The sequence below is a fragment of the Thalassobius vesicularis genome, from assembly GCF_004799325.1.
Classification (GTDB): Bacteria; Pseudomonadota; Alphaproteobacteria; order Rhodobacterales; family Rhodobacteraceae; genus Thalassobius; species Thalassobius vesicularis.
On sequence record NZ_SSMD01000004.1, the window covers coordinates 271,874 to 284,682 of the forward strand.

Sequence of the window (12,809 nt, forward strand, 5' to 3'; positions counted from 1 at the left end):
CAATTTGTGACGGAAGGGAACAATTGCTTCGGAGCCGAAGGGCATTACTCCTTATGCCAATTCGCCGTGTTCGCCCCAGCGGGCGACCGGCCCTGACGCAATAAAGGACCCCGCCATGAGCCGCACCGACACCCTGTTCCGCCCCGTTGATCTGGGCAAGCTGAGCCTGAAAAACCGCATCGTGATGGCGCCGATGACGCGCACGTTTTCGCCCGGCAACATTCCCAACGATCTGGTGGTGGACTACTATCGCCGCCGCGCCGAAGGCGGTGTCGGCCTGATCATCACCGAGGGCACCTGCATCGATCACCCGGCGGCCAGCGGCTATCCGAACGTGCCGTCTTTCTACGGCGAAGAGGCGCTGGCCGGCTGGAAGCGCGTTGTCGATGCCGTTCATGCGGCGGGGGGCAAGATCGCGCCGCAGCTGTGGCATGTGGGCGGCATTCGGCGCCCCGGCGTGAACCCCGGTGGGGCGACGCCCGGACACAGCCCCTCGGGGATGGCGCGGCCGGGCAAGGTGACGGGCCATGCCATGACCCAGCAGGATATCGACGACGTGGTCGCCGGGTTTGCCAAGGCCGCGGCGGATGCCAAGCGGATCGGCTTTGACGCGATCGAGCTGCACGGCGCGCATGGCTATCTGATCGACCAGTTCTTCTGGGAGGGGACCAACCAGCGCGAGGACGGCTATAACGGCGATCTGGCTGCGCGGTCGCGCTTTGCGCTGGAGATCGTGCGCGCCGTTCGCGCCGCCGTTGGCCCGGATTTCCCGATCATCTTCCGCTTTTCGCAGTGGAAACAGCAGGATTACAGCGCGCGCCTGTGCGAAACCCCCGAGGCGCTGGGCGCGTTCCTGACCCCGCTGGCCGAGGCGGGCGTGGACATCTTCCATTGCTCGACCCGCCGGTTCTGGGAACCCGAGTTCGAAGGCAGCGACCTGAACCTGGCCGGGTGGGCGCGCAAGCTGACCGGCAAGCCCGCGATCACCGTGGGCAGCGTCGGGCTGAACGCCGACTTCCTGCCCGATGACGGCACCGCCGATTTCCGCGAGGCCCAGCCCGCCAGCATCGACAACCTGCTGGAGCGCGCCGAGCGGGACGAGTTCGACCTGGTCGCCGTGGGCCGCGCGCTGATCGCCAACCCGGATTGGGCCAACCAGGTGCAGGCGGGCAATTTCGCGCATCTGGCCGCCTACGAAAAAGAGATGCTGCACAAGCTGCACTAAGCCCTGAAACGCAAAAAGCCCCGGTGATGCACCGGGGCTTTTCGTTTGTCCGAGGGGCGGATTATTCCGCGTCGCCCTCTTTCGCTTCTTTTACGGCTTCTTTGCCGGTTTCCTGATCGACGACTTTCATCGACAGGCGCACCTTGCCGCGATCGTCAAAGCCCAGCAGCTTGACCCAAACCTCTTGGCCTTCTTTCAGGACGTCCGAGGGGTGGTTCAGGCGGCGGTTTTCGATCTGGCTGACGTGCACCAGGCCGTCGCGCTTGCCGAAGAAGTTCACGAAGGCGCCGAAATCGACGATCTTCACGACCTTGCCTTTGTAGATGCCGCCTTCTTCGGGCTCGGCCACGATCGAGTAGATCATGTCGTATGCCTTCTGGATGGCTTCACCGTTGGCCGAAGCGATCTTGATGGTGCCGTCGTCGCTGATGTCGACCTTGGCGCCCGACACTTCGACGATTTCGCGGATGACCTTACCGCCCGAGCCGATCACTTCGCGGATCTTGTCGGTGGGGATCTGCATGGTCTCGATGCGCGGCGCGTGGACGCTGAACGAGCCAGCACCCGACAGGGCCTTGTTCATCTCGCCCAGGATGTGCATCCGGCCCTCTTTGGCTTGTGCCAGGGCTTTCTCCATGATCTCGGGGGTGATGCCCGCGACCTTGATGTCCATCTGCAGCGAGGTGATGCCTGCTTCGGTACCAGCCACTTTGAAGTCCATGTCGCCCAGGTGGTCTTCGTCACCCAGGATGTCGGTCAGAACGGCGTAGGAACCGTCATCTTCCAGCACCAGACCCATGGCCACACCGGCAACGGCCGATTTCAGCGGAACGCCTGCGTCCATCATGGACAGCGAGCCACCGCAAACCGATGCCATCGAGGACGAGCCGTTCGACTCGGTGATCTCGGAGACAACGCGGATGGTGTAGGGGAAGTCGGTGGCGGCGGGTAGCACGGCTTGCAGCGCGCGCCATGCCAGCTTGCCGTGGCCGATTTCGCGGCGACCGGGCGAACCAACGCGGCCAACCTCGCCAACCGAGTACGGCGGGAAGTTGTAGTGCAGCAGGAAGTTCGAGCGGAAGTTCCCGTGCAGGGCGTCGATGATCTGTTCGTCATCGCCGGTGCCCAGCGTGGTCACGACCAGGCCCTGGGTTTCACCGCGGGTGAACAGAGCCGAACCGTGGGTCCGCGGCAGCAGGCCGGTTTCGCACACGATCGGGCGCACCTGATCCAGCGCACGGCCGTCGATCCGCTTGCCTTCTTTCACGACGGTGCCGCGCAGAACCGAGGATTCCAGCTTTTTGATCGCCGGGCCCAGGTTGGCGTCGGCCAGTTGCTCTTCGGTCAGGGTGGCCTTGATGGCTTCCTTCGCGGCGGCAACGGCGGCGACGCGCTCTTGCTTGATGGTGATCGCGTAGGCGGCGCGCATCTGCTCTTCGCCGGCGGCTTTCACGACGTTGTACAGGTCCGAGTAATCCGGGGCGGCAAAGGCGAACGGCTCTTTCGCGGCGGATTCGGCCAGGCTGATGATCAGGTCGATCACCGGCTGGATCTGTGCGTGTGCAAAGGTCACGGCGCCCAGCATTTCGGCTTCGGTCAGCTCGTAAGCTTCGGATTCCACCATCATCACGGCGTCTTTGGTGCCGGCGACGACCAGGTCCAGACGCTGTTCAGGGTTGTTGCGCAGGGTCTGCATGTCATCGACGGACGGGTTCAGCACGTAGTCGCCATCGACGAAGCCAACGCGGCAGCCCGCGATCGGGCCCATGAACGGCACGCCCGAGATGGTCAGCGCGGCCGAAGCGGCGATCATGGCGACGACGTCGGGGTCGTTGACCAGGTCGTGGCTGAGCACGGTGCACATGACCAGCACTTCGTGCTTGAAGCCATCGACGAACAGCGGGCGGATCGGACGGTCGATCAGGCGCGCGGTCAGCGTTTCCTTTTCGGTCGGACGCGCTTCGCGCTTGAAGAAGCCACCCGGCACTTTACCGGCGGCGTAGTATTTTTCCTGGTAGTGGACGGTCAGCGGAAAGAAGTCCTGGCCCGGCTTCGGCTCTTTCGCGAAGGTCACGTTGGCCATGACCGAGGTCTCGCCCAGGGTGGCGATCACGGTGCCGTCGGCCTGACGGGCAATCTTGCCCGTTTCCAGTGTCAGCGTCTCATCGCCCCACTGCATGGTTTTGGTCGTAACGTTAAACATCTAGCGTATCCTTATGGGAGCACTCCCGGCCCTCCGGGTCTCCCGTTTTGCATGGCGGCCCCATTGCCGCCGACCCCTCTATCAATCCTTCACGGCGCCGGGGTCCGGGCGCCACGTCTCAGATAGGGGGGCCATATAGGAAAACGCGCGATTAGAAAAGTGCTGAGTTTGCAGGCAGGCCCCGCGTGCAGGGCCTGCCGGGGCCTTTATTTCATGATCCGGACCAGCCCGCCGGTTTCGCCTTCGAGCGGGCCATGTTCAGCCGAGGTGGGTTTCAGCAGCGCGGCCAGCAGGACGGGGGTGGGCGTCCAGTAGGGGATGTACCATTCCTGATCGACCTCGAGGATCAGCACCTTGTCGGCCTCGGCGTCATAGGCGCCGATCAGGGACACGTGCGGGCCGTCCCAGTCGCCGGTAACGACCCCTTGGTTGAAGTAGATCAGCAGGGCGTCGGTGGCGCTGGCCTCGTTCGCGGTCAGGGCGGCCTTCAGCGCGGCCAGGGTGTCGGCGCTGTCGTCGGCGGGTTTCCAGGGCGCGACCTCGGCCCCGTGCAGGCCGGTGACGTTGACGGCGGCGCGGGTGAACTCGACCAGCTGGTCGAACTTCACGCCATCCCCGCCTTCGGCGGACAGGGCGGACCAGTCGGCGCTGTTCACGGCCTCCAGCAGGGCGGGCTGGGTGGTGACGGTCTCCTCGGCCAGGGCGGGCAGGCCGCCAAGCCCGTTGAGCGCGGCCGTCACGGCAGCGATCGAGCAGGCCGAGGTGGTGAATTGCGGCTTCACGAAGGGGGAAAAGGCCCAGTAATCGGGCGCGTCATGGCTGCGCAGATAGGCGTTGTCGGCGGTGATCGGAACCGCGTTGGGGCCGAGTTTCGGCAGCGGCGTTTCCTCGGCCGCGCTGGCGGGCAGGGACAGGAAAAATGCACCCAGGGCCAGCGCGGCCAGGGGCGTCGTGGGGAACCGTAACGTCATGATGAACACCAATGAAAGTTGGACAGCCGACGGTAGCATGGGCCGGTTTTCCGTCAATCGGGCGTGTTGGGCGACGTCGGGTCAGGGGCGGAGATGCGAAACCGCCAAAGGTCCGGGTGCACCTTTGGCGGTCAACGGGCCCGTCCGGACCGGATCGGCAGGGGATCAGACGAGTTCGTCCAGTTCCTCTTCTTCCTGGCTTGGGTCTTCCTCGCCGGGTTCGTCGTCTTCCGAGGTCGCGCCCATATCCAGTGCGGCCATCAAGTTGAGGCCGCCATCGTCGGCCGGGCTGACGCCGTCCAGCGCGCCGTTGGCGATGGCCTCGTCATAGGCGTCCAGCAGGTCGTCGGCGCTTTGCCAGCCACCCTCGGGGGCGTCGAGGCGGAACAGCTCGGTCGGGACTTCGATCGTGCTGCCATCGGGCAGGGTTTCCTCGGTCACGTTGAAGAAGATGACGGAGTCGACCTGGGTGATATTGTAATCGGGATCGTCGCCGAACTGGCTTTCGTAGAAGTTGACGTAGTTTTCGAACGTGCCTTCTTCGCCTTCGGGCAGGTTGTCCTCGAAGATGTAGACGCCGTTCGCGATGAAGCCGTTATCCGCCATCTCGATGCCGAAGCCGACCTTGTCGAAGGTGGGTTCGTCGTCGTCCTCGGGGTCTTCCTCGGAGACGCCCTTGATCGAGCCCGCGTCATTCGTGGTCGAGGTGGCGCGGATGCCGAACACGTCGATGTCATCCAGGCTGTTGATGTCCAGCGAGATGGTCAGGGTGTCGCCCTCGGTGACATAGGTTTCCTTGTCGGCGCCGTCCGGCCCCAGACCCGGATCGCTGAGTTTGACGGCGTCGTCCCACTGGATTTCCTGACCATCCAGTGTCCGGCCGTTCATGTTCAGCGCCTTGCCCAGATCGGCGCTGTCGCCGGAAAATTCGTCATCGCCGAAGTAGACGGCGTTCACGTCCATCGCGCCTTCGTTGACGGTGATATCGGCCAGAAACTGGCCGGCGTTGTCGGGATCTTCGTACACTGTGACGGTGTAGGACAGCCCCTCGACCGAGTAAGAAAACGTTTTAACATCAGGCATGATAACTTCCCCAAGTAAATCGATCTGGTCAGGCGGGTGTCGCCTGACGAGTGCCGTAAGGGGCCAGATCGGTTGCTGACTTAATTCTGCCCGAAAGTTGCCACAATTTATGGGGTGGCCCGAGTCGACGGTGATCGTTTCAGGCGAAACAGATCGTTTCCGTTTTTGAAAAGCGGTGGGGCGGGGGCCTGTGCGGGCACGCAATGATGCGGTCGCAGGGCAGGTTTGGCGCCGTATGCGCGCAAAGAAAAACGCCCGCTTCGGGGAAGCGGGCGTTTCGGAGTTCCAGCGGAACCGGTCGGCTTAGCGACGCAGGCCCAGACGCTCGATCAGCGAGGCGTAACGGGCTTCGTCCTTGGCTTTCAGGTAGTCCAGCAGCTTACGACGCTGGGCAACCAGCTTCAGCAGGCCGCGGCGGCCGTGGTTGTCCTTGGTGTGAGTCTTGAAGTGCTCGGTCAGGGTGGCGATGCGCGACGACAGGATCGCAACCTGGACTTCGGGGGAACCGGTGTCGCCTGCTTTGGTGGCGAACTCTTTGATAACGCGGTTCTTTTCTTCAACGGTGATCGACATCGGGGTCTCCTTACGGTTAAGGGTTGGGGCCGTAGCCGGGATGTCGTCCAGCCAGGTCCATGGAGGTATCCGCCCCGGCACAGGCCGCAACGGATGCGCGCGTATACGGGGATTTTGCGTGAAAGGAAAGGGAAAACCGCCTTACAGCGCAGTGTCCGAGCGCGCGACCAAGGCGATGTCAGAGACGCTGAGCCCCGAGGCGCCGGACAGCGTGGCGACCTGCACCCCGTTGACCATCAGCGCCATCGTATCCGTGCCGTCAGTCGCGGGGACGAGGTCAAGATCGGGTTCGGCGCCAGTGGTGTCGTCGTAGATCACGGCGAGGCGGTCAGACTCGGGGTCGAAATCCTGAACCGTGGTGGGATTGTCCAGCCAATCTCCGATCAGCACCATGTCGGCGCCGTTTCCTGTATCGATAAAATCACCCCCTCCGGCGATGATTGTGTCGTTGCCGTCGCCGCCATTGAGGAAGTCCGCCTCGGAATCATCGTCGCCGCGCAGCAGGTCGTTGCCTGCGCCACCGAACAATGTGTCGTTGCCTGCGCCGCCGGTCAGGGTGTCGTTGTCCAGCCCGCCGTGCAGGGCGTCGTCGCCTTCGCCACCGTCAAGGGAATCGTCGCCTGCGCCGCCGACGAGGCTGTCGCTGCCGTCATCGCCGCTGAGGCTGTCGTCGCCGTTATGGCCGAACAGGTGGTCGTCGCCCGCGCCGCCCGAGATGTCGTCCGCGCCGCCCTCGCCATGTAGGGTGTCAGAGCCGTCGCCGCCCAGCAGCGTATCCTCGCCGTCCCAGCCGTGCAGGTCGTCGTCGCCAGTGCCGCCGTCGACGACATCGTCGCCGCCGTAGCCGTTCAGCTGGTCGTCGCCCGCGCCGCCATCGATCACGTCACCCTCGGTGCCACCGGCCAGAATGTCGGCGCCGCCGCTGGGCTCGCCGGTGTCGATCGTGTCATCTTCGGCCGTACTGGTGTCGTCCGGATCGAGGTCAGTATCGTCGCTGAAATCACTGCCGATGAACACGGCGCTGACCGCCATGATGCCCAGCAAACCCGCAATAAGTAACATCTTTTTCACCCACGGAATGGTCCGCCGGTATTACCGCATGTCGGGTCGAGTCGGTCAAAACCTATTGGGTCGTCTGGTTAATCGCTGGTTGACCGCTGGCGGCGCGCTCGAATTCATTGGCCAGCTGGACCAGCCAGTCGCCGATGATGGGCAGGAAATCCAGATGCGACAGCCACCAGGTGATGATCGACACCAGCAGCGTCGCTCCCAGAACCGAGCCAAGCCCGAAGGCCAGCCCGCGCACGAATTGGAACACCACGCCCCGGATGACCGAGTTCTGCACGGTGATGAAACGGTGGCTGTTCAGCACCTTCAGCTCTTTGGTCAACTGGTGGAGGGCGGCCAGCGTGTCGTCCTGCGGGGGCGGCTGAGTCATCGGGGATCCTTGGGCTGGTCCCATTTCTGGGGCTGCTGGGTATAGGCGATGTACAAAGGATGCTTTGGATGACCGTCCTTTGTCAGCCCCAGATGAAAGATCGGCAGGCCGGTGTTGCGCAGCAGCCGCGCCACTTGCGCCCCACGGTCCAGATGGGCGCCGTGGGTGCCCCAGGCGGCGACGATCTGGTCGGCCCAGGCGCAGCTGTCGGTGATGGCGGCGTCATTGGCGGGGCCCACGGGATCGGCGGCGGCGCGCATGGCGCGGGGATCGGTGTCGCGCCAGGCAAAGATGTTGGTCACGCGGAACGCGCCAAAGCCCAGGGCGCGGGCGCGGCGCTCGCAGCGTTCGACGGTGGGGTCGTTCTGCACCTCGGTCGCGGTCGAGGGGTTGAGCATCACGAACAGCGCCTTGCGCCCCGCCGGATCCCAGGTGCGGGTCAGCAGATAGCGGTATTTCTCGCAGTCGGAATAGACGGCGGTCGAGTGGGCGTCGCCCTTTTGGAAATCGCGCGTGATCATGGGCTGTTTGTGCCTGTGCCGCGCGGGCGGCGCAAGCGCTCAGTCCAGGTTGAACACGCGGTTGGGGTGCAGTTCGGCGCCTTGCAGGATGCCCACGGCCAGCGGTTTGCCGTTGTAAGAGGCCCAGCATTCCTCGCCAAACTCCACGTCATGGGCGATGACCATGCCGGGATTGCCGTTGCGCAGGCGGACGGCGCCGGCATCGGTGGCTTTGACTTCGGGCAGGTCGATCAGGCCTTCTTCGATCGGGCGCAGCAGGGCGTCCAGTTCGGGGGTGCGGGCCAGCTCGTTGATACGCTCGATGCTGACGCCGTCTTCGTCCGCGTCAAAGGGGCCGGACCAGACGCGGCGCAGCCATTCGACGTGGCCGTAACAGCCCAGAGCCTCGCCCAGATCGCGGGCGACGGCGCGGACGTAGCCGCCCTTGCCGCAGGTCATTTCCAGCACCACGTGGTCGGCGTCGGGGCGGTCGTCCATGACCAGTTCCTCGACCCAGAGCGGGCGGGCCTCGATCTCGAACTCTTCGTCGGCGCGGGCGAGTTTATAGGCGCGCTGCCCGTCGATTTTCACGGCCGAGAATTTCGGCGGCACCTGCATGATGTCACCCAGAAAGCCGCTGAGCGCCTCTTTGATCTGCTCGTCGGTGGGGCGCGCGTCGGATTGGGCGATCACTTCGCCTTCGGAGTCATCGGTGTTGGTGGCCTGCCCCAGACGGACGCTGAAACGGTAGGCTTTCAGCGCGTCGGTGATGAAGGGGACGGTCTTGGTGGCCTCGCCCAAGGCGACGGCCAGAACGCCGGTGGCATCGGGGTCAAGCGTGCCCGCGTGGCCGGCCTTGTTGGCGTTGAAGGCCCATTTGACCTTGTTCACCACGGCGGTCGAGGTCATGCCCGCGGGCTTGTCCACCACCAGCCAGCCGGAAATATCGCGTCCCTTGCGTTTGCGTCCCATGATCCCGTTCCGTTCAATCGTTCAAGGGTGGCGACCTACGCCAAGCCGCCCGCGCTGTCAATTTGCAGGCGTGACGATTCCGACGATGGGCCCCAGCCAGAAACCGGGATCGTCCCGACCGATCTGCGGCGCGTACAGGCGCGAGACCTTGCCGTCGAGATACAGCGCGTTGGGCAGGCCCAGCGTGTCGCGGAACAGGCTGGCGAATTCGTGGAACGTCACCAGATTGCGCGAGATGGCAAACACCACGCGCTGCCCGTCCGCCGAGGTGCCAACCCCGTTGCGTAGGTTGCGAGAGGTGCTGTCGGGCAGGAACCGCGGATGCAGCGCGCCGTCGATCACCAGCATCGGGCCGGATTGCGTGGCATAGCGGCAGGCGGGGGCTTCGCGCTGGAACAGCAGGGTCTCGATCACGTCGGCGCGGCCGTTGCGGATGCAGAAGACGCCGTTGGGCAGCATCCCGAAATTGCCGGGGCCGGCGTTGGGGATCAGCCGCATTTCCTGCTGGCCGTTCTCGATATAGAGGCCGACGGGCGCGCGGTCGTCGTGATACATGCCCCCGTTCATCGCCAGTTGCAGGGTTTGCCCCTGTGCGGCCAGCCGGTCGGCGAGGGTCGAGAAATGCCCGATCACAGCCCCGGTTTCATCGCGCAGGAACAGGCGGATGTCTTCGGCGGCGCGGGCCTCGCACACGGTGAAGCGGTTGGTGCCAAGGTCGATGTCGCGGCACTCGACGGCGAGGGCGGGAAGGGGCAGCAGGGCCAGCGCCGCGCGCAGCAGCCAGCGCCCTGCACGGGTCATTCTTCCTCGTCCCCGTTTTCGTCGCGGGCGTCCAGATCGCGGCGCACCTCGTCTTGCGACAGCAGGCGGCGGGTTTCGTCCATGCGATCAAAGGTCTGGTCCAGCTGGAAGCGCAGCTCGGGCGTGTGTTTCAGGCCGATCTTGCGGCCGATCAGGTGGCGCAGTTCGCCCTGATGGCGCGACAGCAGGCGGATCGCGTCCTCTTTGCCCTCGCCGCCCAGCGGCAGGACATAGACGGTGGCGACGCGCAGGTCGCCGCTGAGGCGGACCTCGCCCACGGTGATCGACATGCGGTTGAGATCCGGATCATGGATTTCCCCACGCATCAGGAGTTCGGACATCGTCCGGCGGATTTGTTCCCCCACCCGCAGCTGGCGCATGCCGGGTCCGGAACCGAAAGAGCTGTTACCTTTGGCCATGCCCCGCATCTACGCCTTCGCAATGGCTTTGCCAAGCGCCGTGCAAGCGGGTAAGAGGGCGGGACCGCAGAAACCTTGGAGTATGACCGATGACCAACCTGCCCGGAATCGTCGTGACCGGAGCCTCGGGCCGCATGGGCCAGATGCTGATCCGCACCATTCAGGACAGTGACAAGTGCAAGCTTGTGGGCGCGGTTGAACGCTCGGGTCATGATTGGGTGGGCCGCGATGTCGGCGAGTGCATGGGCGGCGCGCCGATTGGCGTGGTGGTGTCGGATGACCCGCTGCAGACGTTCCTGCACGCGCAGGCGGTGATTGATTTCACCGCTCCGGCGGCCACCGTTGAATTTGCCGCCATCGCCGCGCAGGCGCGTATCGTGCACGTGATCGGCACCACTGGCATGGATGCCGAGCATCTGGCCAAGATCAATGCCGCCGCCCGTCACGCGATCATCGTGCGCGCGGGGAACATGTCGCTGGGCGTGAACCTGCTGGTGCAGCTGACCAAGAAGGTCGCCGCCGCGCTGGACGAGGATTTCGACATCGAGGTGATCGAGGCGCACCATAACAAGAAGGTGGATGCTCCGTCCGGGACTGCGCTGATGCTGGGGCAGGCCGCCGCCGATGGGCGCGGCGTGTCGCTGGATGCGGTGTCGGATCGGGGCCGCGACGGCATCACCGGCGCGCGGGAGCGTGGGCATATCGGCTTCACCGCCATCCGTGGCGGCGACATCGTGGGCGAGCATGACGTGCTGTTCGCCGCCCCCGGAGAGCGCATCATCCTGCGCCACGTCGCCACTGACCGTGCGATTTTCGCGCGCGGGGCCGTGAAGGCTGCACTGTGGGGTCAGGGCCAGAAGCCCGGCGAATATGACATGATGGACGTGCTGGGACTGTAAGCCGCGCATCGCCGGGCCGCCCCCCGGCACGGCGATTTGATTGCCACAGGCGCGACGTGCGACTGTCGGCGGTGTTTGGCAGTCATAAAGCACCACTGATCCAAGCGCGGATCGCCGCACCGCGGCCCGACGATGCGCAGCACCACTCAGAAATCGATCGCGATGCCCTTTTTCTCCCAGTCGCCGTAGCGCACGGGTTCGGGGCCGTCGCGGCCGCCCAGTTCCTTGGGCATGGCCTTGGCGTCGGCCTCGGCCTTCTTGCGACGCTCTTCGGCTTCGGCAAGGGCGCGGATCGCGGCGGGGGGCAGGTCTTTTTTCGGCTCGTCTGCGGGCTCGCTCATGGGGTCTCTTCCTTATGCGGCTGCCTGTTGATATACGCGCCCACAGCCCGACCGCAAGGATGACACATGACCTCACGCCCCGCCCAGACCCCGCGCAAGGCAGCTTTGTACCTGCTCAACCAGGTGCTGGTCGAGCGGCGGCTGGTCTCGGAATTGACCGCCCAAGGCGCGTTGGAGCGGCTGGACCCCGCCGATCGCGCAAGGGCGCAACGGCTGGCGATGGACACGCTGCGCGGGCTTGAGCGCGCCGATAAGCTGCTGGCGAAGCACCTGAAAAAGGCCCCGCCGCTGGCCGTGCGCAACATCCTGCGGCTGGCCGCGGTGGAACTGGCGCAGGGCGGCGACGCGCATGGCGTGGTGAACGAGGCGGTGACGCTGACCGGCGCCAACAAGCGCATTCAGACGATGAAGGGCATGGTCAACGCGGTGCTGCGCAAGGTCGCGGAAACCGCTGTCGAGGATTGGGCCAAGCAACGCGCCCCGCGCCTGCCGCGCTGGCTGCGCGATCCGCTGGTGGATTGCTACGGCCCCGAAGAGGTCGCGCGGATGGAGCAGGCGCATTTCGCCGGTGCTCCGCTGGATATCTCGGCCAAGGCCGACGCGCAGGCGGTGTGTGACGCACTGGGCGGAGAGTTGATGCCGACGGGGTCAGTGCGGCTGGCAGAGGCCGGTCAGGTCTCGGCCCTGCCGGGGTTTCAGCCGGGCGACTGGTGGGTGCAGGATGCCGCCGCCGCGCTGCCTGCCAAGGTGCTGAGCGCCCAACCGGGTGAAACCGTGCTGGACATGTGTGCGGCCCCGGGTGGCAAGACGATGCAACTGGCCGCCGCGGGTGCGGATGTGACCGCGCTGGATATCTCCGCGCCGCGCATGGCCCGTGTGCAGGAGAACCTGACGCGGACCGGCCTGTCTGCGCATCTGGTGACCGGCGATGCGCTGGAACACACCGGCCAATACGATGCGATTCTGCTGGATGCGCCGTGCTCGGCCACGGGCACCATCCGCCGTCACCCGGATTTGCCGCAGGCCAAGGATGGCTCGGATTTCTGGCAGCTGTTCGAATTGCAGGCGCGGATGCTGGACCACGCGCTGAGCCTGCTGAAACCCGGCGGGCGGCTGGTTTATGCCACCTGTTCGCTGCTGCCCGACGAGGGCGAAGTGCAGATCGACGAGGCGCTGGCGCGGCATCCCGGCCTGCGCACCGACCCGGACGCGCTGGACCTGCCCGGCATCGACCCTGCGTGGCGGACCGAGGAGGGCGGGCTGCGTCTGTTGCCCTCTTACTGGCGCAAGCAGGGCGGGATGGACGGATTCTATATCGCCTGTCTGCGCAAGGATTGATAATCCTGTGAGCACCGGCATTGGACGGTGACACAGGCGCTCTCTG

At 65.1% G+C, this 12,809-nt stretch carries 14 protein-coding genes; 3 read left to right on the forward strand and 11 right to left on the reverse strand.

Annotation, left to right across the window (positions count from 1 at the left end; translation table 11 throughout):
- Positions 1–115: 115 nt before the first annotated feature.
- Positions 116–1,225, forward strand: a complete 1,110-nt coding sequence (locus E7681_RS10255) for an NADH:flavin oxidoreductase (RefSeq protein WP_136339191.1) — start codon at positions 116–118, stop codon at positions 1,223–1,225.
- Positions 1,226–1,286: 61 nt separating this feature from the next.
- Here the strand turns inward: E7681_RS10255 and pnp are convergent, their stop codons facing one another.
- From pnp to rbfA, 10 genes are all read right to left on the reverse strand, one after another.
- Positions 1,287–3,428, reverse strand: a complete 2,142-nt coding sequence (gene pnp / locus E7681_RS10260; protein WP_136339192.1) for a polyribonucleotide nucleotidyltransferase — start codon at positions 3,426–3,428, stop codon at positions 1,287–1,289.
- Between the two features lie 206 nt (positions 3,429–3,634).
- On the reverse strand, positions 3,635–4,399 hold the full coding sequence (locus E7681_RS10265; protein ID WP_136339193.1) for a phytochelatin synthase family protein: 765 nt from the start codon (positions 4,397–4,399) through the stop codon (positions 3,635–3,637).
- A 165-nt stretch (positions 4,400–4,564) separates the two neighbouring features.
- Positions 4,565–5,482 carry a hypothetical protein gene (locus E7681_RS10270; protein WP_136339194.1) on the reverse strand — a complete coding sequence of 306 codons (918 nt, stop codon included), beginning with the start codon at positions 5,480–5,482 and terminating at the stop codon, positions 4,565–4,567.
- Between the two features lie 303 nt (positions 5,483–5,785).
- A complete protein-coding gene (gene rpsO / locus E7681_RS10275; protein ID WP_136339195.1) occupies positions 5,786–6,055 on the reverse strand; it encodes a 30S ribosomal protein S15 in 270 nt (89 codons plus the stop codon).
- 141 nt (positions 6,056–6,196) lie between these two features.
- A complete protein-coding gene (locus E7681_RS10280) occupies positions 6,197–7,117 on the reverse strand; it encodes a calcium-binding protein (protein WP_136339196.1) in 921 nt (306 codons plus the stop codon).
- 61 nt (positions 7,118–7,178) lie between these two features.
- Positions 7,179–7,493, reverse strand: coding sequence for a DUF5665 domain-containing protein (locus tag E7681_RS10285; protein ID WP_136339197.1), 315 nt, complete (start codon positions 7,491–7,493; stop codon positions 7,179–7,181).
- A complete protein-coding gene (locus tag E7681_RS10290; protein WP_136339198.1) occupies positions 7,490–8,014 on the reverse strand; it encodes a DUF1643 domain-containing protein in 525 nt (174 codons plus the stop codon). Before E7681_RS10290 ends, E7681_RS10285 begins: the two co-directional genes overlap by 4 nt.
- Before the next feature lie 39 nt (positions 8,015–8,053).
- Complete coding sequence (gene truB / locus E7681_RS10295) at positions 8,054–8,965, reverse strand: tRNA pseudouridine(55) synthase TruB (protein WP_136339199.1); 912 nt, start codon at positions 8,963–8,965, stop codon at positions 8,054–8,056.
- A 57-nt stretch (positions 8,966–9,022) separates the two neighbouring features.
- The gene (locus E7681_RS10300; RefSeq protein ID WP_136339200.1) at positions 9,023–9,766 is read right to left on the reverse strand and encodes a phosphodiester glycosidase family protein; all 744 of its coding nucleotides are present in this window, start codon (positions 9,764–9,766) and stop codon (positions 9,023–9,025) included.
- Positions 9,763–10,185, reverse strand: coding sequence for a 30S ribosome-binding factor RbfA (rbfA, locus tag E7681_RS10305; protein ID WP_246032460.1), 423 nt, complete (start codon positions 10,183–10,185; stop codon positions 9,763–9,765). The genes E7681_RS10300 and rbfA overlap by 4 nt, the downstream gene beginning before the upstream one ends.
- Before the next feature lie 89 nt (positions 10,186–10,274).
- Here rbfA and dapB point away from each other — a divergent pair, with 89 nt between their 5' ends.
- Complete coding sequence (gene dapB, locus E7681_RS10310; protein ID WP_136339202.1) at positions 10,275–11,084, forward strand: 4-hydroxy-tetrahydrodipicolinate reductase; 810 nt, start codon at positions 10,275–10,277, stop codon at positions 11,082–11,084.
- A gap of 146 nt (positions 11,085–11,230) precedes the next feature.
- Here dapB and E7681_RS10315 read toward each other — a convergent pair whose 3' ends face one another.
- Positions 11,231–11,425, reverse strand: a complete 195-nt coding sequence (locus E7681_RS10315) for a DUF1674 domain-containing protein (RefSeq protein WP_136339203.1) — start codon at positions 11,423–11,425, stop codon at positions 11,231–11,233.
- A gap of 66 nt (positions 11,426–11,491) precedes the next feature.
- Between E7681_RS10315 and E7681_RS10320 the strand changes: the two genes are divergently transcribed.
- On the forward strand, positions 11,492–12,763 hold the full coding sequence (locus E7681_RS10320) for an RsmB/NOP family class I SAM-dependent RNA methyltransferase (protein ID WP_136339204.1): 1,272 nt from the start codon (positions 11,492–11,494) through the stop codon (positions 12,761–12,763).
- The last annotated feature ends 46 nt before the right edge of the window (positions 12,764–12,809 follow it).